The organism is Nocardiopsis coralli, assembly GCF_014892575.1.
Classification (GTDB): domain Bacteria; phylum Actinomycetota; class Actinomycetes; order Streptosporangiales; family Streptosporangiaceae; genus Nocardiopsis; species Nocardiopsis coralli.
This window is the reverse complement of sequence record NZ_JADBGI010000018.1, coordinates 81,203-104,330: the sequence shown is the minus strand read 5'-3', so window position 1 is coordinate 104,330 and position 23,128 is coordinate 81,203. Positions and strand designations below refer to the sequence as shown.

Sequence of the window (23,128 nt, the reverse complement as noted above, 5' to 3'; positions counted from 1 at the left end):
TCCCCTCGGACACACCCCGGGCCCGGCCGACGCGCGCCGTCGGCCGGGCCCGGGAGCCGCTCGGGGGCGGGATCAGGCGGTCTCGTACGCGCTCAGGCGCCCGTCGCGCATCTCCAACACCTGCTTGGCCGCCCCGAGGTACTCCGTGTCGTGCGTGACCAGCAGCGTCGCCACGTCGAACGTGCGCGTGGCCTCGCTCAACAGGTCCACGATCCGGGCCCCGCGCTCGTGGTCCAGCGCCGCCGTGGGCTCGTCCACCAACAGCGCGTCCGGACGGGCCGACAGCGCACGCGCGATGTTGACCCGCTGGCGCTCACCACCGGACAGCTGGTGCGGACGACGGTGCTCCTTGCCGTCCAGCCCCACCGACGCGAGCGTCTCCAACGCCGTCCGCCGGGCCTCCCGCAGCGGGCGCGCCCGCATGTGCTCGGTGACCATCAACTGCTCCACCGCGGTGAGCGCGCTGATCAGGTTCGGCTGCTGGAAGACGATCCCGATCCGGTTCAGCCGCAGCTCCGACAGCTCCCGCGGGCGCATCCCGAGCGTGTCGGTCCCGCCCACCGAGACCCGGCCCGACGCGGGACGGATCAGCGTCGCGGCCACGGCCAGCAGGCTCGACTTGCCCGAACCGGAGGGCCCCACGACCGCCGCGAGCTCTCCGGGCTCCACCCGCACCGACACGTCGTCCAGCGCCGTCACGACACCGTCGCCGTCGGGGTAGGTCAGGTTCACGTTGTTCAGTTCCAGGCTCATCGCACGCCTCCCAGGGCGGTCAGTGGGTCGACGGAGGTGATGCGGCGCACGGCCAGCGCGGCGCCGAGCATGCCCAGGACGATCAGTGCCAGCACCGGCCCGACGGTCGTCCCGGCGGTCAGGGAGAACGGCAGCACCCCGGCGGCCAGGGCACCCACCCCGACACCGACGGCGCCGCCCAGCGCGGTCCCGGCCACGAGCACGATCAGCGCCTGGGCGAGCGCGTCGCGCAGCAGGTAGTTCGTCGAACCGCCCAGCGCCTTGAGGATCGCGACGTCACCGCTGCGCTGGATGGTCCACACCGTCAGGAACGCGCCCACGACCATCGCCGAGATCACGTACAGGAACCCCTGCATCGCCACCAGCGAGCTGTTCTCCGACGAGAACGAACCGACCGCGTGCATGCTGTCGTCCAGCGGAGAGGAGACCGTGCCCGCGTCTGCGTCCGCGGCCTCCACCGCCCCCTCGTCGGCGGGGCCGGCGGCGACCACGTTCGCGACCGGGGCGTCGGCGCCCTCCGCGTGGCGGACCGCCGGGTCGATGCCGCGCCAGGTCTCCACGTCGGTCCAGACCGCGGGCGTGTGGCTGTAGAACTCATCGGGCACCACAGCGGCGACCTCCAGGTCCTGGCCGCTGATGGTGAGGGCCTGGCCCTCCTCCAGTCCGAAGGTCTCGGCGATCTCCTCGCTCACGGCCAGGTGGTCACCGGACGGCATCCCGTCGGGCGCCAGCCTGCCGTCGGGCACGACCCCGAACAGGGCCACGGCCGTGGAGTTGCCGTCGGCGGCCTCCGCGCGGGTCTGGGTGATGCCGACCGGTTCGGCCCACTCGGCCGCGTCCGACCAGGTGTCGAGCTGGCCGGCGGTCACGGTGCTGTCGGCGTAGGACTCCTCGACGTCGCCGTCACCGGAGGTCCCGAAGGCCACGTTCTCGGCCTCCAGGTTGCGCACCGCCGACGTGGACTGGTCGGCCAGTCCGGCGGTCAGCCCCGACAACAGCACGATCAGCAGGGTGATGAGGGCGACGACGGAGCCCATCAGCGCGAACCGCCCCTTGGCGAAGCGGATGTCACGAAGGGCGACGAACACGGCGGCCCTCCTTTCTCGAAGAAGTGGAACGCCACCAGGTTCGGCCGCGGACCCCCTCCGCCACATCGAGGGAACGGTGTGCCCCGCGGGGCGGAAAGTTGTGCGGCACCCTCCACCGAACGGTTGATGACCCTCCGTCGGCACACGTCGTACGCTGCCCTGATGCGCTACGGAGATCCGCCCGGCGTCGACACCGTCCTGTGGGTGCTTCGGCTGCTGCTGCACGCGAGCTTCCTGTTCCTGCTCGCGTTCGGCCTCGTGCAGTACACGCTCACCGAGATCGACGCCCCGGTGCCCGATCACCCGCGCTGGACCCACTGGGCCATCACCGCCGGGGCGTTCCTGCTCGGGCTGCTGTACATGGCCGGTTCGGTGCTGGCCCGCCCCGGCGCCCCGCGTGCGCGTGCCCTGGTGTGGCTGGCGGCGGTCACCGCGCTGTGGGCGCTGCTGGCCTGGGCCGGGTCGGAGTTCGTGTGGGTGGCGTTCCCGCTGTACTTCCTGCACCTGAACCTGTTGAGGGGGATCCACTCCGTCGTCGCGGTCGTGGTCATCACCGCCTCCGTGGTCGCCGGCCAGGTCCTGCACACCGGGGACTTCAGCGCCGGGATGGTGCTGGGGCCGATCCTCGGCGCGGCGTTCGCCGTGGCCATCGCGATCGGGTACCGGGCCCTGGACCACGAGAGCTGGCAGCGCCTGGAGCTCATCGACACCCTGACGCGGACCCGGGACGAACTCGCCGAGTCGCAGCGGCGCACCGGGATCCTCGACGAGCGCCAACGCCTGTCGCGGGAGATCCACGACACCCTCGCGCAGGGGCTCTCCAGCATCGTCCTGCTGTTGCGGTCGGCCGAGAGCGCGCTCCCCGACGAGCCCGGCGTGGCCGCCACACGCGTGGTCGAGGCGAGGGAGAGCGCGTCGGCCAACCTGGAGGAGGCCCGCCGGTTCGTGCGCGACCTCGCCCCGCCCTCCCTCGCCGGCGGTGACCTGCCCGAGGCGCTGCGGCGGCTGTGCGAACGCGGGGTCGGCGGGACCGGCGGAGGGGACGGCGGGTCCGGGGGAGGGGTCGACTGCCGGTTCCGTTTGGACGGCGCCCCGGTCCGGCTGCCCTCCGAGTACGACGTCGCCCTGTTGCGCGCCGCCCAGGCCAGCCTCGGCAACGTCGCCGCGCACGCGCGTGCCACGACCGCCGTGGTCACCCTCGGCTATCTCGACGACCAGGTCACCCTGGACGTGTACGACGACGGGATCGGGTTCCGGCCGGAGGAGGTGCGTTCCCGCTCCGACGGCACCGGGTACGGGCTGGCAGCGCTGCGCGAGCGGGTCACCGCCCTGGGCGGACGGCTCGACGTGGAGTCCGCGCCCGGTGAGGGCACCGCCGTCGCCGTCCGCCTGCCGCTCACCCGTGAGGAGTCACCGTGACCGAGAGCCCGCTGCGTCCACTGCGCATCCTCCTGGTGGACGACCACCCCGTCGTGCGCCACGGGCTCAAGGCGATGTTCGCCGAGCAACCCGGCATGGACGTGGTCGCCGAGGCGTCGGACGGGCGTGCCGCGCTCGACCTGCTCGGCGGGGGTGAGGACGGCCCGCGTGGCCCGAACGGCGAGAGCGGTGCGCCGGCGGGGATCGACGTGGTGCTCATGGACCTGCGCATGGGCGAGGGCATGGACGGGGTGAGCGCGATCCGGCGCATCGTGCAGCTGCCGTCCCCGCCGCCCGTGCTGGTGCTGACCACCTACGACACCGACGCCGACATCCTGGCTGCCGTCGAGGCGGGGGCGACCGGGTACATGCTGAAGGACGCCCCGCCCGAGCAGTTGTGCGCGGCGGTGCGGTCGGCCGCGCAGGGAGAGACCGCGCTCGCGCCGGACGTGGCCAACCGGCTCATGGACCGGCTGCGCTCGCCCCGGCCTGCGTTGAGCGGGCGGGAACTGGAGATCCTCGGCCTGCTCGCGCGGGGGATGTCCAACCGGGCGATCTCGCGGGAGCTGTTCATCAGCGAGGCCACCGTCAAGACCCACCTGGTGCACATCTTCGACAAGCTCGGCGTGGACAACCGGACCGCCGCCATCACCACGGCGCTGCAGCGGGGCATCATCCGCGTGGAGTGAGGGGCCGCCCCCGCGGGGGTCAGACCCGTTTGAGCCCCAGGCGGCGCAGTTCCAGGTCGGCCAGGTCCCGCACCGCGGCCGGTTCCGCGTCGTGCCACGCACCCGCGGGGTCCTCGTGCACACCGGCCAGGTGTCCGGCCGGTGCGGAGGACAGGGCGCGCAGGGCCAGGAGCCGTTCGCGCGCTCCGGGGTCCAGGTGGCGCAGCCGGCGTGCGGAGTTCGCGCGGGCGACCCAGCGGGCCCGGGCCGGGAACCACGTCGCCGCGAGGAGGAGTACGGGCAGCGCCGCGGTGAGCAGGGGCAGGACGAGGGCGAGCGTTCCGATGGACTCCTGGAACGAGGTCCCGGCCGAGGAGAGCGACTCCCCGGCCTCTCCCACGCTCGTGAATGGGGTCGCGAGCGCCTCGCCCGCCATCGGGACCTGTTCGACGTTCTCGGCCGCCGTGGACATGTGGTCGGTCATGTCGGACCCGGCGCTCTCCAGGAGCTCGCCCGGGCGCGCCAGGGACATGATCATCTCGTGCAGGGACAGTGCGGCCAGTACCCAGAAGGCGGTCCAGGCCAGCGCGAGGAGGTCGGAGGTGATCTGCGCGGCCGCCCGCAGGTGGCGCTCGGCGTACAGCTTCATGGGGGGGGCTCCAGGGGTCGGGGGGTGGGACACGCCCGGGAGGGCCGGCTCGCCCTCGGCTGCCCCATACCCGCTGCGCCCCGCCCCGACCGCCGCCGGGCGCGCCCCGCGCCCGACTCTCGGGCACCGATGGTGCCTCGTGGACACGCGCTCTGCGCGCGGGCCTTGCCCGCTCGTGTGTACGCCTCTTGTAGCCCACTGGGGTGCCCAGGGCCGCCCGGCCTGGTGCGCTGCCGAAACGCGTCCTGGAGCGGGGCGCTTTGCGCCACCCGCGCTCAGTGTTCGGTCTTGACCCAGCGCGTTGCGTTGGCCTGGATGCGCCGTGCGCACGGCACATGCGGGCCTCGCCCGCTCACGTGTGTGCCCGGGGCAGGTGCGCGTGGGCAGGGTGGGGATCCGGCCCGCATGTGCGTGTGTTGGCTGGAGGCGCGTCGTAGACGTGCGTGAGGGCTGGGCAAGGGGCACGCACCCGTGCACCGAGGGCGGGCGCTTCGCGCCCGTATGGCCCGTACCCGACCCGCGGGCCTCGCCCGCTCACGTGTGTGCCCGGGGCAGGTGCGCGTGGGCAGGGTGGGGATCCGGCCCGCATGTGCGTGTGTTGGCTGGAGGCGCGTCGTAGACGTGCGTGAGGGCTGGGCAAGGGGCACGCACCCGTGCACCGAGGGCGGGCGCTTCGCGCCCGTATGGCCCGTACCCGACCCGCGGGCCTCGCCCGCTCACGTGTGTGCCCGGGGCAGGTGCGCGTGGGCAGGGTGGGGATCCGGCCCGCATGTGCGTGTGTTGGCTGGAGGCGCGTCGTAGACGTGCGTGAGGGCTGGGCAAGGGGCACGCACCCGTGCACCGAGGGCGGGCGCTTCGCGCCCGTATGGCCCGTACCCGACCCGCGGGCCTCGCCCGCTCACGTGTGTGCCCGGGGCAGGTGCGCGTGGGCCGGGCGGGGAACGGGTCGGTTCCGCGGGTCCCGGGTCAGGCTCCGAAGGTGCGGCGGTAGCCGCCGGGCGACACCCCCAGCTCGGCGCGCATGTGCTGGCGCAGCGACGCCCCCGTTCCGAACCCCGTCTCGTGCGCGATGCGGTCGACCGGCATGCGCGTGCCCTCCAGCAGCTCGCGTGCCCGGTCCAGCCGGCGCGCGGTCAGCCACCGGCCCGGCGACACCCCCGTCTCCTCCCGGAACCGGCGCGTGAAGGTCCGTACGCTCATCGACGCCACCTCCGCCATCCGCGCCAGCGTCGGCCGCTCGTCCAGGTGCGCGACCGCCCACGCCCGCGCGGCGCCGGTCGCCGTGCCCTCGGGTTCGGGGACCGGCCTGCGCACGTACTGGGCCTGGCCCCCGTCCCGGTGCGGGGGAACCACCGTCCCCCGCGCGACCTCGTTGGCGACCGCCGCCCCGTGGTCCGTCCGGATCATGTGCAGGCTCAGGTCGATCCCGGACGCCACCCCCGCGGCGGTCAGCACGCGCCCGTTGTCCGTGTACAGCACGTCCGGGTCCAGGTCGATGTGCGGGTACATCGCGCGGAAGAACCCCGTGGAGCGCCAGTGCGTGGTCACCCGGCACCCGTCCAACCACCCCAGCGCGGCGAGCACGAACGCCGCCGAGCAGATCGAGGCCACCCGCGTCCCCGGCCGCACCTGTGCCAGCGCGTCGGCCAGCTCCGGGGCGAGCGGGTCGTGCGGGCGTTCGACGTAGTCCTCCTCGGCCGCGGGCACCAACACCGTGTCCGCGTCCGCCAGGGGAGCGGGCCCGTGCGGAACCGTGAACCCGAGGTCGGTGTCGGTCCGCACCGGCCCCGGCGCCAGCGCACAGGTGACCACCTCGTACAGCGCCCGCCCCGTCGTGTCCCGGGCCTGTCCGAACAGCCGGTGCACGATCCCGGTCTCGATCGGCAGCGCCCCGTCGCGCACGAACACCGCCACCCGGTGCGGCGCAGTCCCACGGAAATGCCCCATGGCCCGATCCTTGCACATGTTGGCATCCGGGCCACTGTCCGGAGCACACCCCCGCGGCGGACGCTGGAGCCATGAACACCGAAGACGCACCCGCCACCGCCCGCGCACGCCGGCCCGGCCCCGGTTCCGACCGCCGCCCCCGCATCCACCGCGCCTGGTGGGTTGCGGCGGTCGCGGCCCTGGTCGTCGTCGGCGCCGCGGTCCTCACCGCCGTGCCCGGCCTGCTCGTGGAACCCCTCCACGCCGAGTACGCCTGGTCGCGTTCGTCGATCGCCCTGGCCGCGTCGGTCAACATGGTGCTGTACGGCGCCGTCGCCCCCTTCGCCGCCGCGCTCATGGACCGCTTCGGCCTGCACCGCGTCGCCGTGGCCGCCCTCGCGGTGGTCGGGGCCGGAACGCTCCTGACCACCGTGATGTCCGCGCCCTGGCAGCTCACCCTCTACTGGGGCCTGCTCGTCGGCGCCGGGACCGGGGCGGTGGCGATGACCTTCGCCGCGACCGTCGCCCGGCGCTGGTTCACCGCCCGGCGCGGACTCGTGCTCGGAACCCTGACCGGCGCGAGCGCGTTCGGGCAGCTCGCCTTCCTCCCGGCCGTCGCGTGGACCATCGACCACCAGGGATGGCGCCCCGCCCTGGTCACGCTCGCCCTGACCGTGTTCGTCCTGGCCGCGCTGGCCGCCCTGGTCCTGCGCGACCGACCGGAGGACGTCGGCCTGGCGCCGTACGGCCACGGTTCCGCCGACCCCGCGTCCCCGCCCGAACCCCGTCCCGCCCCGGGCGCCGCCCGCCGCACCGTCACCGTGCTCGCCACTGCCCTGCGCGACCCCCGGTTCGCCCTGCTCGCGGGGGTGTTCGCGGTCTGCGGCGCCTCCACCAACGGGCTCATGTGGACCCACTTCGTGCCGGCCGCCCAGGACCACGGGATGGCTTCCACCGTCGCCGCCGCGCTGGTCTCAGGGATCGGGGTGTTCTCCCTGGTCGGAACCGTGCTCTCCGGCTGGCTCACCGACCGCGCCGACCCGCGGTGGCTGCTCGCCGGGTACTTCGCCGGGCGTGCGCTGCTGCTGGCCGCCCTGCCCGTGCTGCTCGGCCCGCACCCCGGCCCCGCGCTCCTGGTGTTCGTGGTCGTGTTCGGGCTGCTGGACGTGGCGACCGTCCCGCCGGTCATCGAGCTCTCCACCCGCTACTTCGGCCGCGACGGTGCGATCGTCTTCGGCTGGGTCAACGCCGCGCACCAGCTCGGGGCGGGCGCCGCGGCGGTCCTGGGTGGGACGATCCGGGACACCACCGGCGGGTACGCGCCCCTGTGGGTGTTCGCCGCGCTCCTGTGCGCGCTCGCGGTCGCCATGATCCGCAGGATGCCGGCGCACGGCGGACCGGAGGGGGAACGGTGATGCGCCCCGGAACCGGACCCCGCGCCCGCCGACCCCGCGTCCACAGCCCCCGCATCAGCGCCTTCGGCGTGGTGCTCGCACTCCTGGCCGCGCTGGTGGGCTGGGTCGCGCTGACCGGGCTGGAACAGGACCTGCGTTCCGCCCGCGGCGACGGTACACCGGGGGTGTTCGCCCCGGCCGAGGCGGTCTGCGTGCAGCACCCGGGGCACGAGTCCTGCACCTGCCACGGGACCTTCACCCCGGACGCCGCCGACGCTGCGGCCGACGACACGCAGGCCACGAACTTGGCCGACGCGCGTGAGACCGTCCTGCACGCCGCCGGACGCGACACCTGCGTCCCGGAGACCGAGGTCGCCGCGGTTGACACCGGCGCGTCCGGCCGGGTGTACGGCCCGGACGGCTCCCGCGAGTGGCTGCTCTCCGGCGGCCTGCTCGCGGCCTCCGCCCTCACGCTCGCCGTCACCGGGGTCCGCACCTTCCGGCCCGAGCGCGCCGGGTGAACCGGACGCCGGGACGGTCCCGCCCCCGCCCCGGCGCCGGGTCAGCTCGGCAGACGGCCCTCGCGGGCCACGTCGCCGTACCAGCGTCCGCTCGGTTTGACCGAACGCACGAAGGTCTCCCGGTCGACCGAGACCAGACCGAAGGTGGGCTCCCAACGGCCCCACTCGTAGTTGTCCAGCAACGACCAGTGGAGGTAACCGCGTACGTCCACACCGTCGCGGACCGCCCGGTTCAGGCCGGCCAACGCACCACGGGTGTACTCGATGCGTTCCTCGTCGGAGGCGGTCGCGATGCCGTTCTCGGTGACCAGCACCGGAACGCCGCCCGTGCGCTCGGCGGTGTGCCGGACGGCCCCCTCCAGGGCCTGCGGGTAGAACTCCCAACCGGTGATCGTGCGGCGGGCGTCCGCGGGCGGGTCGACGGGCCCGTCGGGGCTGATCCGCACCCGGGTGTAGGCCTGCACCCCGATGAAGTCGTCCTCGACGGCGGCGTCCAGGAACTGGTCCTCGCGGGTCAGGGCCCACTCCGCGGCCCGCTCCTCGGCCCCGTCCAGGGCCTGGAAACCCTGGTTGGCCACGGTCCACCCGACGGCCGTCCCCTGCAGGTCGGACAGCTCTTCGCGTGCGGCGTGGTGGGCGGCCATGAGCGCGTCGGCGACCCCCTGGTCCGGCGGCGGCATCGCGCCCGCGACCAGCCCCTGGGAACCGCCGTCCCCGGATCCCTCGGCGTCCCCGGGTTCCTCGGCGGCGCTGCGCACACCGGAGATCATCGCGAGCATGTTCGGCTCGTTGATGGTGCACACCCAGGGGACACCGTCCAGCACGGCCTTGACCTGCCGCACGTAGCGGCGGAAGAGCGCGATCCCCTCCGCGGAGGTCCACCCGCCCCCGGAACGGAACCACGCGGGTGAGGCGAAGTGGTGCAGGGTCACCACCGGGGTGATCCCGCGTTCCAGGCAGCCCTCGACCATCCGCCGGTAGTGCGCGAGTTCGGCCCGCGAGAACTGTCCGGGGGCGGGCTCGATCCGCGCCCACTCCACCCCGAACCGGTAGCTGTTCAGTCCCAGGTCGCGCACGATGTCCAGGTCCTCGCGCCACCGGTGGTAGCTGTCGCAGGCGTCCCCGCTGCGCTGGGGGAGCGGGGACCCGGGCGCGTGCTCCAGGGCCCAGACGTCGCTGCCGGTGTTGTTGCCCTCCACCTGGTGGCCCGCTGTCGCGGCGCCCCACAGGAACCCGTCGGGCAGTGTGTTCGCCATGGTCTGGTCCCTCTCAACCGGTGATCTCGCCGCGCTCGATCGCGTTCTGCCGCTCGCCCTCGACCGCGGTGACCAACTGGTCCAGGTCCTCCTCGGTCACACCGAGCCCGAACGTGCTCAGAGTGCCCAGCGGCATGGAGCCGGCCATGCCGAGCACCTCCGGGGGCAACTCGTCCAGGCCTTCCATGCCCTTGCGCAGCTCTTCCAGGACCGGGCCGCCGACGGGGTGGCTCCGCCATTCGGCGATGGTGGAGGCCTTGCTCAGGGCGGGCGTGAAGCGGTCGCCCGCCGTGGTGAGCGATCCCGTGAGCCGCAGGTCGCGCGACGAGGCGCCCACGGCCACCGTGTACTCGCCCCCGGCCAGCGACCAACGGTGGTGCACCGGGTCCCACGTGGACAGGTCACGGCCGGTCAGCGCCAGTTCGACCCGCGCGCTCGCGCCCGGTTCCAGCTCCACCTTCTCGAACCCGCGCAGCTCGTGCCCCGGGCGTGTGGGGTACCGCTGTTCCACGCCCGTGTACAGCTGGACGACCTCCTGGCCCGCGCGGCCGCCGGTGTTGGTCACGGTGCAGGACACGTTCCAGGTGTGCTCGCCGGCGGCCGCGACCTCCAGGTCCGTGTACTCGAAGGCGGTGTAGGTCAGCCCGTGCCCGAAGGGGTAGGCGACCGGCACGCCGAGCGTGTCGAAGTACCGGTACCCGACGAACACACCCTCGCCGTAGCGCACGTGGCCGTACTCGCCGGGGAAGTTCAGGTAACTGGGGTGATCGCTCAGGCGCAGCGGAACGGTCTCGGTCAGCCGCCCGGAGGGCGCGTACGCACCGGTCAGCACGTCCACCACGGCTGCCCCGCCCGCCTGGCCGAGCAACCAGGCCTCCAGGACGGCGTCGGTGTCCCGGTCCCAGTCGCCCACCGAGACCACACCGCCGTTGGACAGCACGACCACCACACGGTCACTGACCTCGCGCACCCTGGCCAGCAGGTCCACCTGGTCCGCCGGAAGGTCGATGTCGGAGCGGTCGTAACCCTCGGACTCGGCCAGGTCGGGCAGCCCGAGGAACAGCACCGCGGTGTCGGCCTCGCGGGCAACGCCCACGGCCTCCTCCGCCAACGCCCCGGCCTGCGCGGTGTCCCCGTCCAGGGTGAAACCCGGGGCGAAGCGCACGCCCTCGGGACGCGCCTCGGCGAAGGCGTCCAGTGCGCTGGTCACGCGGGTGGGCACCACGTGCGAGGAACCCCCGCCCTGGTACCGCGGTGTGCGGGCGAACTCGCCGATGACCGCGACCGTGTGCTCCGGCGCCAGGGGCAGCACGTTCCCCTCGTTCCGGAGGAGGACCATCGCCTCGCGAGCCGCCTCCCGTGCGAGCGCATCGTGCTCGTCGTGCCGGGGAGGGCGGGAGGCGTCGGTCGAGACCCGCCCCTGCACGTGCCGGAGCCGGGCCACCACCGTGTCCAGGACCGATTCGTCCAGGTCGCCCCGCTCGACCGCCTCGGTGATCCTGTGGTCGGTCCCGCTCGGCGGCATCTCCAGGTCCAACCCGGCCCGTACGGCCTCGACCCGGTCCACCACCGCGCCCCAGTCCGAGACGACCGCGCCCTCGAATCCCCACTCCTCACGCAGCAGGGTGGTGAGCAACCACGGGTCCTGGCTCGCGTACACCCCGTTGATGCGGTTGTACGAACACATCACCATCGCGGGTTCCGTGGCGCGGACGACCTCCTCGAACGCCGGCAGGTAGATCTCGCGCAGGGTGCGCTCGTCCACGTCCGCGCTCACGCGCATCCGGTCGGTCTCCTGGTTGTTGGCGGCGAAGTGCTTGACACACGCACCGACCCCGCGGCTCTGCACGCCCTCGACCAGGGCGGCCGCGATCCTGGCGGTGACGTGCGGGTCCTCCGAGACGTACTCGAAGTTGCGTCCGCACAGGGGTGAGCGCTTGATGTTCATGCCGGGCCCCAGGAGGACGTCCACGCCCATCGACGAGGCCTCGGTGCCCAGCGCCCGGCCGACCCGCCGCACCAGCCCGGGGTTCCAGGTCGCCCCGAGCCCGACCGCGGGAGGAAAGCAGGTCGCCGGGAGGCTCGTGCCGATGCCGAGGTGGTCGCCCCCGTCAGGTTGTGCACGCACACCGTGCGGGCCGTCGGACAGGTGGAGGGAGCGCAGGGTGTCCCCGACCTCCGCCGAGTGCCAGGTGTCGGAGCCGGAGGTGGCGGCGGCCTTGTCGGCGAGGGTCGGGCCGGGGGCGGTCGGCCGGTCGGGCGCTGTGCTCATGTGGACCTCTCGTCAGTGGGGTGGGGCGGGCTCCGGGCCTCGGGCCGGTGTCTCGGACCCCGGGGCCCGGGAGGACGGGTGCGGGGCGTCGGTGAGCTCGATGCCGATACCGCGCAGGTAGGAGGTGACGGCCGCGCGCATGTCGACGGCGTCGGGGTTCAACAGCCATTGGATCTGGAGGCCGTCCTGCAGGGCGAGGAACTGCTGGGCGGCCAGCTCGGGGGAGGGCTCGTCCCCGTCGTCGAGCAGGTCGGTGAAGGCCGCGGTGAGGTGGTCGCGGAGCAGCTCGTACCTCCGCGTGAAGTACGTGTGGGCCGGGTGGGCGGGATCGGTGGCCTCGGCGGACAGGTTGACGTACAGCGAGACCAGGCCGGGCGTACCGGCGTTGCGCTCCACGATCGACACGACGTTCCCGATGCGTTCGCGGCTGCTCAGGTCGGGGTCGAGCACCTTCGGGGCGTCGATCGCGTCGCGCCTGCCCAGGACGTCCAGGAGCGTGGCTTCCTTGTTCGGGAAGTGGTGGAGGACCCCCGCGTGGGTGAGGCCGGCGTGCGAGGCGATGTCGCGCAGGGAGACGGCCCGGTAACCGGAACGGGAGAACAGTTCCGCGGCCGCGTCGAGGATGCGCTGCCGGGTGCGTTCTCCCTTGGTCATCCGCGGCCGGTCGCGCTGTGGGTCCGTCACGGGGTGGTCTCCTCGCGGGTCGTCGGTTCTCGTGGCGCGGGCGCCCGGGCCTTCGCCGGTGCTCCGGTGGTTCTCGAGAGTACGACCCCGGCTTCTCCTCCCCTCCTTCGTCCGTGTTCGCCCGAGCTGTTGTGCGGCGACGAAGCAAAACCTACCATGTGGTTAATTTGTGGCGCCAGACACAATGACCACCGCCCGGGGTTCCGATCCCGGGCCCTGCCCCCTGGAGCGGGACATGCACACGAGAGCCCCGGCCACCCCGGCCACGGCGGCTGCCGGAGTGGCCCTGCTGGTACTGGCCGGATGCGCCGGACCCCCGGGTGACGACGACCCCGCCACCCTGACCATCGGCACGATGACGGTGCCCCAGAGCCTCGACCCGGCCGACGCCATGGGTTCGGCGGCGCCCTACTTCCAAGCCGTGTACGACAGCCTGGTCAGACGTGAACCGGACGGCACCTACGCGCCGATGCTCGCCACCGAGTGGTCCTACGACGACACACTTACCGAGCTCGAGCTGACCCTGCGCGAGGACGTCGCCTTCGACGACGGCACACCCTTCGACGCCGAGGCGGTCAAGGCCAACCTGGAACGCTTCCCCGAGGCCGGGGGAGGCCAGGCCCACACGCTGGAAGGGCTGGAGGGGGTCGAGGTCGCCGACGAGTTCCGGGCAGTCGTGCACCTCTCCCAACCCAACCGGGCGCTGCTGTACTACCTCAGCGACGCCGCGGGTTTCATGGCCAACCCCGGGTCCCTCGGCGACGGACTCGCCACCGCCCCAGACGGGACCGGGCCCTACGAACTCGACCCCGGGCGGACCGCGATCGGCACCACCTGGGTCTTCGAGCGCAAGGACGAGTACTGGGGCGAGCCCCTGCCCTACGAAGAAGTCGCCATCAGCGCCTTCGACCGCGAGAACGCGCTGGTCAACGGGGTCCGCACGGGGCAGATCAACGCCGCCGTCGTCCAGGAGGCCGACCAGCAGTCGGTGGTGCGCTCCGAACCCGGTCTGGAGTCCGTCCCCCAGGACATCGACTACCAAGGGCTGATCCTCTTCGACCGGGACGGACACCTGGTCCCCGAGCTCGCCGACCGCCGTGTGCGCCAGGCGGTCAACCACGCGTTGGACCGCCCCACCATGCTCGACAAGCTCGTCGACGGGCAGGGGGAACTCACCGACCAGGTCTTCGGGACCGAGACCGCGGCCTACGAGCCCGAACTGGACTCCCGTTACGAACACGACCCCGAACGTGCGCGCGAGCTCCTGGCCGAGGCGGGGCACCCCGACGGTTTCGACCTGACCCTGCCCCGCATGCCGGAGATCGTCGGCGAACCCATGGCCACCAGCATCAGCACCGACCTTGCCGAGGTCGGGATCGACCTGGAGTGGGACGAGCTCGACCCGGCCAACGCCCTGAGGGCCGTCTTCACCGACCAGGCCTATCCCGCCATGGTCATGAACAACGCCCAGCCCGCCGAGGACTGGGTGACCGTGGCCGAACTCGTCCTGCCCGGAACCTTCAACTTCCTCGGGACCACCGACGACACGGTGGGGGAGCTGGTGCGGGAGATCCAGAACGCCCCCGCGGACGAGGCCGCCGAACCGGCGCGGGAACTCAACCGCCACCTGGTCGAGGAGGCCTGGTTCGTGCCGTTCTACCGGCTCACGTACCAGCACGTCTCCGACGGCAATGTCGAGATCGAACCGCAGTCCGGTGCGGCGGCCCCCTCCCTGTACAACTACACGCCGGCCGGGTGACGCACATGCTCGCCTTCGCCCTGCGCAGAGCCGGATCGGGGCTCACGCTCGTCCTGGTCATCTCGGTCCTCGCGCACACCCTCCTCGCCCTGCCCGATCCCGACGTCGGCCGCCAGTTGCTGGGGCCCGCCGCGCCCCAGGAGCTCGTCGACGAACACAACGCCGCGCTCGGCCTCGACCGGCCCCTCGCGGTGCGCTACGCCGACTGGCTGGCCGCCGCGGTGCGGTTCGACCTCGGGCACTCCTGGTTCACCAACGAGAGCGTCACGCAGTCCCTGGCCAACCGGCTCCCGGTGACACTCAGCCTCATGGGCGGGGTCACCCTGGTCACCGCCGTGGTCTCGTTCGTGCTCGGCGTGTGGGCCGGTGTCCGGCGCGGCGCCGTGGACAGCGCCGTGCAGGCCGTCGGCGTGATCGGCTACGCCCTGCCGAGCTTCCTCATCACCCTGATCATGGTCATCGTCTTCGCCGTCCAGCTCGGCTGGTTCCCGGCGGTGGGCTACACCCCGCCCGGTGTGTCGCTCACCGGGTGGCTGTCCACCATCACCCTGCCGGTGCTCGCGCTGTCCGTCCCCGCCGTCGCCGGGGTGTCCCAGCAGGTGCGTTCCTCGGTCATCGACGTGCTCGGCCGGGACCACGTCCGCACCTTGCGGGCCCGCGGCCTCCCGTTCCCCCGGGTGGTGTTCCGGCACGTCCTGCGCGGCGCGGCCACACCCGCGCTGACGGTCCTGGCCATGCAGTTCGTCGGCATGCTCGGCGGCGCCGTCATCGTCGAGCAGATCTTCGGGCTCCCCGGGATCGGGGCCATGACAGTCCAGTACACGACCCGCGGCGACATCCCGGTGATCATGGGCGTGGTCATGGTGTCCGTGCTGGTGGTCGTCGTGGTCAACCTGCTCGTGGACGTTCTCGTCGCCTGGCTCAACCCGAAAGCGAGGCTCTCGTGAGCGCCATCGACACCGCTTCGCGCAACGCCCCTGCCCGCCGCGGGGCCGTGCGCCGGTTCGCCGCGTCCCCCCGCGCGGTCGTTTCCGCCCTCGTCCTGGGCACGATCGTCGTGCTCGTCGCCCTGGCCCCGGTGATCGCGCCGCACGACCCGAACACGGCCGATCTGGGCCGGGCCTTCGACCCTCCCGAGGCCGGACACCCCCTCGGCCTCGACCCCGCCGGCCGGGACGTGTGGTCCCGTCTCCTCCACGGCGGCAGGTTCACGCTCGCAGGTGCGGCCGTCGCCGTTGCCGTCGCCCTCGCGGCCGGGGTGCCGGCCGGGCTGGCGGCCGGCTACCGCGGGGGTTGGTTCGACACCCTGGCCGACTGGTGGTTCAACCTGACCATGGCGCTGCCCGCCATGGTGGTGCTCCTGGCCTCCAGGGCCGTGCTCGGGCCGACCGTGTGGACGCTGATGGTCATCCTCGGCCTGCTCGTGGCGCCCAGCTTCTTCCGGCTGGTGCGGAGCACGGTCGCCGCGATGCGGGGCGAACTCTACGTCGACGCCGCCCGGGTCTTCGGCCTGAGCGACACACGGATCATGGGCCGGCACGTCCTGGTGGTCGTGCGGGCGCCCATCATCATCCAGACCGCCCTCGTGGCGGGGATGGCCATCGGGCTCCAGGCCGGTCTGGAGTTCCTCGGCATCGGCAGCGGCGATCTGCCGACCTGGGGCGCGATGCTCAACGAGGCGTTCACCAACGTGCACCGGGATCCCCTGCTCATGCTCTGGCCCGGCCTCGCCCTCGGACTGACCAGCGCCGCTCTGGTGCTGCTGGCGTCCGCCCTCCGCGACGTCCTGGAGGACCGGGGTGCCCCTGCCGCGACCGGCCGGCGCGCCCGTTCCCGGGCCACCGGGGGACCTGCCCCGTCCGTGAGCGCGGAGGACCGCACCGCCCTGCTGTCGGTCCGCGGCCTCACGATCGCCTACCCGCACGACGACGGCTCCGCGAAGCAGGTCGTGAACGGGATCGACCTGGAGGTGCGGAGGGGGGAGATCCTCGGTCTGGTGGGCGAGTCCGGTTCGGGCAAGACCCAGACCGCGTTCTCGGTGCTGGGCCTCCTGCCCGAAGGAGGCCGGGTCGAGAAGGGCAGCGTGACGGTCGACGGGCAGCAGATCGTCGGTGCCGGCGAACGGACCCTGAGGCGGCTGCGGGGGAGCACCGTCGCCTACGTCCCCCAGGAACCCATGAGCAACCTCGACCCCGCGTTCACCGTCGGTGACCACCTGACCGAACCGCTGCGCCACAAACTCGGCCTCTCCCGTGCCCGGGCCCGGGAGCGTGCGCTGGAGCTGCTGCGCCAGGTGGAGATCTCCGACGCCGAGCGGGTCCTGGCGAGCTACCCCCACCAGATCTCCGGCGGCATGGCCCAACGCGTGCTCATCGCCGGGGCGGTCTCCTGCGACCCCGACCTGCTCGTGGCCGACGAGCCCACCACCGCGCTGGACGTGACCGTGCAGGCCGAGATCCTCGCCCTGTTGCGGAGTCTCCGGACCGAGCGGGGTATGGGCGTGCTGCTCGTGACACACGACCTCGGGGTGGTCGCCGACGTGTGCGACCGGGTCGCGGTGCTGCGCGAGGGCCGCATCGTCGAACACGGGAGCGCCGAACGGGTCCTCACCGCCCCGGAGGCCCCCTACACCCGGGATCTGCTCGACGCGGTCCTCGACAACACCCCGGCCCGTGGGCCGTGGCGCCCCCGTGAGGAGGAGACCCGATGAACACCACCGGCGAGCAGAGGGGAGAGGGCCCTGGACCGGACCTGGGCACGGCACACCGCCCCCTGCTGGAGGCCGACGCCCTGCACGTGTCGTTCCCGGGCCGCGGACGGCGGGCGCCGCGCAAGGAGGTGCTCAGGGGGATCTCCTTGAGCGTCCGGCCCGGCGAGACCGTGGGCCTGGTCGGCGAGTCCGGTTCGGGCAAGTCCACCTTCGGGCGGGCCGTGCTCGGCCTGGTGCCCGTCGCGAGCGGCACCGTCACGTTCGACGGAACCCGTATCGACAACGTGTCCCGCCGTGCGCGGAGGGCGCTCGGCAGGGACATCCAGGTGGTCTTCCAGGACCCCTACACGTCACTGAACCCGTCCCTGCTCATCGGCGACACCCTCGCCGAACCCCTGATCGCGCAGGGTGTGCCGAAGGAGCGGGCGCGGGCCGGGGTGGGGGCGCTGCTCGACCGCGTCGCCCTGCCCCGGGACGCCGTGCACCGGCTCCCCCGGGAATTCTCCGGGGGCCAGCGCCAGCGGGTGGCGATCGCCCGTGCCCTGGCGATCTCACCCCGGCTCATCGTGTGCGACGAGCCGGTCTCGGCCCTGGACCTGACCACGCAGCGGACCGTCATGGACCTGCTGCTGGAGATCCAGGAGCGTACGGGCGTCGCCTACCTCTTCGTGTCGCACGATCTGTCGGTCGTGCGCGCCCTCAGCCACCGGGTCGCCGTCCTGGAACGGGGCGAGATCGTCGAGGAGGGCGACGCCGAACGCCTCACCCGGGACCCCGATCACCCCTACACCCGCAGGCTCCTGCTGTCGGCCCCCGTCGCCGACCCGGTGCGCCAGCAGGAGCGCCGACGTGAGCGAGAGAGGCAGTTCGATGCAGACACCCCCTGAGACGGACGTGCACGCCGAGCTTCCGCGTGTGGTTCCGGCACCGTTCCGGGACCGGACCGCCGAACCGGTGCGGGTCGGCGTCGGTGGGCGGCTGACCCTGGCCGGGGCCGACCCTGAGGCCGCCGACTGGTTCACCCGGAGCGCGGACCGGTTGCACGGGCTCCGGGTGGAGGCGGTGCGGGAGAACGCCGGCGTGCGGGTCTTCCCGGCGGCCGATCCCGCGGAGTTCGCCGCCGTCGCCCCGGCGACCGGGGTCGACCCCCGACCCGTCCCCGGGGCCGACGAGCGCCATGCCCTGGAGATCGCCGAGGACCGGATCGTGGTCCGGGCCGCCGGGGCCGAAGGCGCTTTCCGTGCGCTGACCAGCCTGGTCCAGCTCCTCACGGTGGACGCCGCCGGCGGGGTGTGGGCGCCCCGCGGGACGGTCGTCGACGGCCCCCGCTACACGTGGCGGAGCCTGTCCCTGGACGTGGTCCGGCACTGGTTCACCGTGCAGGAGGTACGCCGGGTCGTCGACCTCATGGCGCTGTACAAGTTCAACGTGCTGCACCTGCACCTGACCGACTCCCAGGGCTGGAGCCTGGAATCGAGGCGGTGGCCGGAGCTGACCCGGCCCCGGCCGGACGGGACACGCCGGTACTACACCCGGGAGGAGTTCGCCGGCCTGGTCGCCCACGCGGCTCACCACCACGTGACCGTCGTGCCCGAGGTGGACCTGCCCGGGCACACCGGCGCGGCCTTCGACGCCTACCCCGAGCTCCACGGCGACATCCCGCCGATCCATCCCCGGGCCCGGTTCCTGCACCCCGACTCCGAGGCCGCGCTCGGCTTCGCGCGCGACGTCCTGGAGGAGTTCGCCGAACTCACACCCGGACGGTTCCTGCACCTGGGCGGGGACGAGCCCTTCGGGATGCTGCACGACGACTACGTCCGCTTCGTCGAACACACCCACCGGTCGCTGCGGGCGACCGGCAAGCGCGCGGTGGGGTGGCAGGAGACCGCGCGTGCCGGGGTGCTGGACGGCGAGGACGTGCTCCAGTACTGGATCGGGGCGCCCGACGAGTTCGACGCCGAGGGGATCAAGGCGCAGGTGCCGCCGGAGTACCACGCGGTGGTGGACCGGGCGGCCGAGAGCTTCCGGATCTCGCCGGGGGACGCACCCGCCGCGGTACGGGCCGGGGTCCCGGTCCTGGTGGCACCCAACTCGCGTCTGTACCTGGACCGGTCCTACGCCGACGCCTGTGCGGACCCGGCCCAGGAGAACGACCGCGAGCGGTTGGGCCTGCCCGCCTACGAACCGATCACGGTGGCGGACACCTTCGCCTGGGACCCGGACGACACGGCGGAGTCCGCGGCGCCCGGTGCGTGTGTGGCCGGTGTGGAGGCGGCGGTCTGGGGTGAGACCATGACGGGCTTCGACGACCTGGCGTTCCTGCTGTTGCCGCGCCTGCCAGGCGTGGCGGAGAAGGCCTGGACCCGGAGGCGTACCGAGTGGGCCGGCCACCGGCGGAGTCTGGCCGCGCACCGCGCCTTCTGGGACGCGCTGGGGTTCGGGAACCATTTCCGGCCGGCCGACTGAGCCGGTTTCCTGCGTGGCGGTGTCGGCCCCGGCCGTGTTCCGCGCGGCGGAGGGTCGGCCGGGGAAGGGCCGGCCGCAGTAGGATCGGCCGCGCCGCGACCCCCAACGCGAGGAGCTCCCGTGAGCAGCGACCGCACGCAGGCCTTCGAGGGCCTCACCGACGCCTACCACCGTTTCCGGCCCGGTTACCCCGAGGGACTGCTCGACCGGTTGCGTGAGCACGTGCGGGCCGGAGCCGACGCATCGTGGCCGGACCCGTGGCTGCTGGTGGACGCCGGGGCCGGCACCGGGATCTCCACGCGTACCCTGCGCCACGCCTTCGGCCCGGGCCCGCGTGTGGTGGGGGTCGAACCGGGGCGCGACATGCTCGCCGCCGCCCGGGCCGGGGAGCACGGCGGGGTCGAGTACGTGGCCGGCCGGGCCGAGCGCCTGCCCTTCCCGGACTCCTCCGCCTGCCTGGTCCTTGCCGCGCAGGCCGTGCACTGGTTCGACCGTCCCGCCTTCTACGCCGAGGCCGCCCGGGTCCTGGTGCCCGGGGGCACGGTCGCGGTCCTCAACAACGACCGCGACCACCGGGCGAGCGCCTACCTCGACGCCTACGAGCGGCTCATGGAGGACCACGGCGACCACTACCGCCGGGACCACCGCGAGTACGACACCGTCGCGGAGATGTCCGCGCAGCCGGGGCTGTCGGAGGCCGGGGTGTCGACCGCGGGCTGGGTGCGCGAGCTCGACACCGGGCAGGTACTGGGCATGGCGATGTCCTCCAGCAAGATGGCGGCCGTGGTCCGGAACCTGGGGGAGGAGCGCACCCGCGCGCACCTGACCGCTCTGGTCAGGGAACACTTCCCCGACGGTGGGGTCCGCATCCCCTACGTGACCAGGCTCTTCACCGCCCGCCGTACGGGCTGACCGGGTCCGTACCCGAGCCCCCTACGCGCGTCCGGTTTGAGGCGTTTTGCGCGTTCTGTCGCCTCCGTTGGTGCTAACCCGGCGCGCGCTCGGGAACGCTCCGCCCGGACACGGCCCGTACGGGCCCGGCACCGATCACCGGGGGTACACGCACACATGCCGCAGCTCATCGTGCTCGGGGTCCAGGACCGCGACACCGCCGACCGCGCGCTCGAGATCGCCGCCGACCTCGACAAACGCGAACTCCTGCACCTCTCCGACGCCGCCTACGCCTACCAGGACGACAAGGGGCGCCCCCGCATCCACCAGACCGTCAACACCACGGGCATGGGGGCCGCCGGCGGGGCGCTGTGGGGCACGCTCATTGGCCTCATCTTCCTCAACCCGCTCCTCGGGCTGGCCGTCGGCGCCGCGACCGGGGCCGTCGCCGGAAGACTCACCGACATCGGCATCGACGACGACATGATCCGCCAGATCGGCGGGGAGCTCGAGGGCGGCCGGTGCGCGGTCTTCCTCCTCGCCGACGTCGAGACCGCCGACCGGGTCGTGGAGGCCTACAAGCCCCTGGACCCCACCGTTCTGCAGACCAACCTGTCCAAGGAGAACGAGCAGGAGCTCGTCGAGGCCCTGCGGCCGTAGAACGTCCCCGGAGCGGCCGGTGCACCGCACGCACCGGCCGCTCGGCCGTACCCGGACCCGCCGCCCCGACCCACGCGGTTCCGGGGCCGCGCTCGAGCAACGGAGGGTGAGATGACCGGAGCTGCCACCGGACCGGACCCCGGCCCCGCCGCGGGACCGGCCACCGCGCACGCGGACGCCGGTGTCGACGCCGACGCATTCGTCGACGGCGCGGCCGCCGACGCCGACCGCGGACTCATAGCGCGGCTGGAACCCGGGCAGGTGTACGACGCCGACGGCCGGGTGGTGTGGGACGCCGACTCCTACGCCTTCCTCGACGCCCCCTGCCCCGACACCGTCCACCCCGGCCTGTGGCGCCAGTCGCAGTTGTGCGCGCGCCAGGGGCTGTACCGGGTCGCGGACGGCATCTTCCAGATCCGCGGCCTCGACCTGTCGAACATGACGCTGGTGGAGGGCGACGAGGGCCTGGTCGTCGTGGACCCGCTCATGTCCGCCGAGACCGCCGCCGCGGGCCTGGAGCTGTACCGGGAGCACCGCGGGGCGCGGCCCGTGAGCGCCGTCGTCTACACCCACTCGCACGTGGACCACTTCGGGGGCGTGGGCGGCGTGACCGACGGGGGCGTGCCGATCCTCGCGCCGGCCGGGTTCATGGAGAACGCCGTCTCGGAGAACGTGCACGCGGGCCCGGCCATGTCGCGGCGCAGCGTCTTCCACACGGGCGCGCACCTGGACGCGGGGCCTGAGGGGCGGGTCGGTATCGGGCTGGGACAGGGCGCCTCGACGGGCACCGTCACCCTCATCGCCCCCAACCGCACCATCACGCGCACCGGGCAGGAGGAGGTCGTCGACGGGGTCCGGATCGTCTTCCAGCTCACACCGGGGACCGAGGCGCCGTCGGAGATGAACTTCCTGCTGCCCGACCACCGTGCCCTGTGCATGGCCGAGAACGCCACGCACACGCTGCACAACATCCTCACCCTGCGCGGCGCGAAGGTCCGCGACGCCCGTGTGTGGTCGCACTACCTCGACGAGTCGCTGCACCGGTTCGCGCACGACGTGGACGTGCTCTTCGCGTCCCACCACTGGCCGACCTGGGGGACGGAGAACATCGTCGCGTTCCTGACCGAGCAGCGCGACCTGTACGCCTACTTGCACGACCAGACCCTGCGCATGATGAACCAGGGCATGGTGGGTTCCGAGATCGCCGAACGTTTCCGTATGCCGCCGGGCCTGGAGAACCGCCGCCACACGCACGGCTACTACGGGGCGGTGAGCCACAACGTCAAGGCCGTCTACCAGCACTACATGGGCTGGTTCGACGGAAACCCCGCCCACCTGTGGGAACACCCGCCGCGGGAGAGCGCCCTGCGGTACGTCGACTGCATGGGCGGCGTCGACGAGGTCGTGCGCAAGGCCGAACGCTACCGGGACGAGGACGACGCCCGTTTCGCCGTCACGCTGCTCAACCACGCGGTCTTCGCCGACCCCGGCCACCTGAGGGCGCGCGAGACCCTCGCCGCCGTCTACGACGAGCTGGGCCGGGGGGCCGAGTGCGGGACCTGGCGCAACTTCTACCTCCAGGGCGCCGCCGAACTGCGCGGGCGCGCCCCGGAAGCGCCTTCCAACACCGGGCTCATGGGTGTCTCGCGCGGGCTGCCCGTCGAGCAGTTCTTCGAGTCGTTGTCGATCCGGGTCGACGGCCCGCGTGCGTGGAACGAGGCCTTCTCGATCGACTGGGTGCTGTCCGACCAGGGCACGACCTACCGGACCCAGCTGTCCAACGGGGCGCTGATCACCACGGAGAACCCGCGCCCGGACGGCGCCGACCTGACGGTCACGCTCACCCGGCGCGAGCTGCCCGGCCTGCTCGTGGGACGGCTCGACCTCGCGCACATGGACACCGAGGGGGACCCGTCGCTGCTCGACCGGCTGCTGGGCCTGCTCGACCCGCCCGACTACGGGTTCCCGATCGTCACCCCGTGAGCCGCAGTCGCACGAGGGCGCTCACGGGG

At 73.1% G+C, this 23,128-nt stretch carries 19 protein-coding genes; 12 read left to right on the top strand and 7 right to left on the bottom strand.

The window, feature by feature from the left end; translation table 11 throughout:
• Positions 1–72 precede the first annotated feature (72 nt).
• Entirely contained in the window at positions 73–753 is a 681-nt protein-coding gene (locus tag IDM40_RS19640) for an ABC transporter ATP-binding protein (protein WP_193123482.1), read from the bottom strand.
• Entirely contained in the window at positions 750–1,841 is a 1,092-nt protein-coding gene (locus IDM40_RS19635) for an ABC transporter permease (RefSeq protein WP_193123481.1), read from the bottom strand. The genes IDM40_RS19640 and IDM40_RS19635 overlap by 4 nt, the downstream gene beginning before the upstream one ends.
• Before the next feature lie 162 nt (positions 1,842–2,003).
• Between IDM40_RS19635 and IDM40_RS19630 the strand changes: the two genes are divergently transcribed.
• Together IDM40_RS19630 and IDM40_RS19625 are read left to right on the top strand one after the other, a co-directional pair.
• Positions 2,004–3,260 (top strand): sensor histidine kinase, encoded by a 1,257-nt coding sequence (locus tag IDM40_RS19630; RefSeq protein WP_193123480.1) that lies wholly within the window; start codon positions 2,004–2,006, stop codon positions 3,258–3,260.
• Positions 3,257–3,949 (top strand): response regulator, encoded by a 693-nt coding sequence (locus IDM40_RS19625; protein WP_193123479.1) that lies wholly within the window; start codon positions 3,257–3,259, stop codon positions 3,947–3,949. Before IDM40_RS19630 ends, IDM40_RS19625 begins: the two co-directional genes overlap by 4 nt.
• A gap of 19 nt (positions 3,950–3,968) precedes the next feature.
• On the opposite strand, the gene IDM40_RS19620 is transcribed toward IDM40_RS19625, so the two are convergent.
• A complete protein-coding gene (locus IDM40_RS19620) occupies positions 3,969–4,577 on the bottom strand; it encodes a hypothetical protein (protein ID WP_193123478.1) in 609 nt (202 codons plus the stop codon).
• A 966-nt stretch (positions 4,578–5,543) separates the two neighbouring features.
• Positions 5,544–6,524: a GlxA family transcriptional regulator gene (locus tag IDM40_RS19615; protein WP_193123477.1), complete on the bottom strand. Its 981-nt coding sequence runs from the start codon at positions 6,522–6,524 to the stop codon at positions 5,544–5,546.
• Positions 6,525–6,595: 71 nt separating this feature from the next.
• Here IDM40_RS19615 and IDM40_RS19610 point away from each other — a divergent pair, with 71 nt between their 5' ends.
• On the top strand, positions 6,596–7,918 hold the full coding sequence (locus tag IDM40_RS19610; protein ID WP_193123476.1) for an MFS transporter: 1,323 nt from the start codon (positions 6,596–6,598) through the stop codon (positions 7,916–7,918).
• The gene (locus IDM40_RS19605) at positions 7,918–8,418 is read left to right on the top strand and encodes a hypothetical protein (RefSeq protein ID WP_193123475.1); all 501 of its coding nucleotides are present in this window, start codon (positions 7,918–7,920) and stop codon (positions 8,416–8,418) included. The genes IDM40_RS19610 and IDM40_RS19605 overlap by 1 nt, the downstream gene beginning before the upstream one ends.
• A gap of 41 nt (positions 8,419–8,459) precedes the next feature.
• Here IDM40_RS19605 and IDM40_RS19600 read toward each other — a convergent pair whose 3' ends face one another.
• Genes IDM40_RS19600 through IDM40_RS19590 form a run of 3 tightly spaced genes read right to left on the bottom strand, consistent with a single transcriptional unit; the run spans position 8,460 to position 12,630 of the window.
• Positions 8,460–9,674 (bottom strand): glycoside hydrolase family 1 protein, encoded by a 1,215-nt coding sequence (locus tag IDM40_RS19600; RefSeq protein WP_193123474.1) that lies wholly within the window; start codon positions 9,672–9,674, stop codon positions 8,460–8,462.
• Positions 9,675–9,687: 13 nt separating this feature from the next.
• Positions 9,688–11,946: a glycoside hydrolase family 3 C-terminal domain-containing protein gene (locus IDM40_RS19595; protein WP_193123473.1), complete on the bottom strand. Its 2,259-nt coding sequence runs from the start codon at positions 11,944–11,946 to the stop codon at positions 9,688–9,690.
• Between the two features lie 12 nt (positions 11,947–11,958).
• Positions 11,959–12,630, bottom strand: coding sequence for a TetR/AcrR family transcriptional regulator (locus IDM40_RS19590; protein WP_407940021.1), 672 nt, complete (start codon positions 12,628–12,630; stop codon positions 11,959–11,961).
• A gap of 235 nt (positions 12,631–12,865) precedes the next feature.
• Here IDM40_RS19590 and IDM40_RS19585 point away from each other — a divergent pair, with 235 nt between their 5' ends.
• From IDM40_RS19585 to IDM40_RS19550, 8 genes are all read left to right on the top strand, one after another.
• A complete protein-coding gene (locus IDM40_RS19585) occupies positions 12,866–14,389 on the top strand; it encodes an ABC transporter substrate-binding protein (protein ID WP_193123472.1) in 1,524 nt (507 codons plus the stop codon).
• A 5-nt stretch (positions 14,390–14,394) separates the two neighbouring features.
• The gene (locus IDM40_RS19580) at positions 14,395–15,336 is read left to right on the top strand and encodes an ABC transporter permease (RefSeq protein WP_193123471.1); all 942 of its coding nucleotides are present in this window, start codon (positions 14,395–14,397) and stop codon (positions 15,334–15,336) included.
• Entirely contained in the window at positions 15,333–17,099 is a 1,767-nt protein-coding gene (locus tag IDM40_RS19575) for a dipeptide/oligopeptide/nickel ABC transporter permease/ATP-binding protein (RefSeq protein WP_328807074.1), read from the top strand. Before IDM40_RS19580 ends, IDM40_RS19575 begins: the two co-directional genes overlap by 4 nt.
• Entirely contained in the window at positions 17,096–17,986 is an 891-nt protein-coding gene (locus IDM40_RS19570; RefSeq protein ID WP_193123470.1) for an ABC transporter ATP-binding protein, read from the top strand. Before IDM40_RS19575 ends, IDM40_RS19570 begins: the two co-directional genes overlap by 4 nt.
• A complete protein-coding gene (locus IDM40_RS19565) occupies positions 17,949–19,565 on the top strand; it encodes a family 20 glycosylhydrolase (RefSeq protein WP_328807073.1) in 1,617 nt (538 codons plus the stop codon). The genes IDM40_RS19570 and IDM40_RS19565 overlap by 38 nt, the downstream gene beginning before the upstream one ends.
• Before the next feature lie 120 nt (positions 19,566–19,685).
• Entirely contained in the window at positions 19,686–20,477 is a 792-nt protein-coding gene (locus IDM40_RS19560; protein ID WP_193123469.1) for a class I SAM-dependent methyltransferase, read from the top strand.
• 156 nt (positions 20,478–20,633) lie between these two features.
• Entirely contained in the window at positions 20,634–21,116 is a 483-nt protein-coding gene (locus IDM40_RS19555) for a DUF1269 domain-containing protein (protein WP_193123468.1), read from the top strand.
• 111 nt (positions 21,117–21,227) lie between these two features.
• Positions 21,228–23,099 (top strand): alkyl/aryl-sulfatase, encoded by a 1,872-nt coding sequence (locus IDM40_RS19550; protein WP_235997764.1) that lies wholly within the window; start codon positions 21,228–21,230, stop codon positions 23,097–23,099.
• Positions 23,100–23,128: the final 29 nt, after the last annotated feature.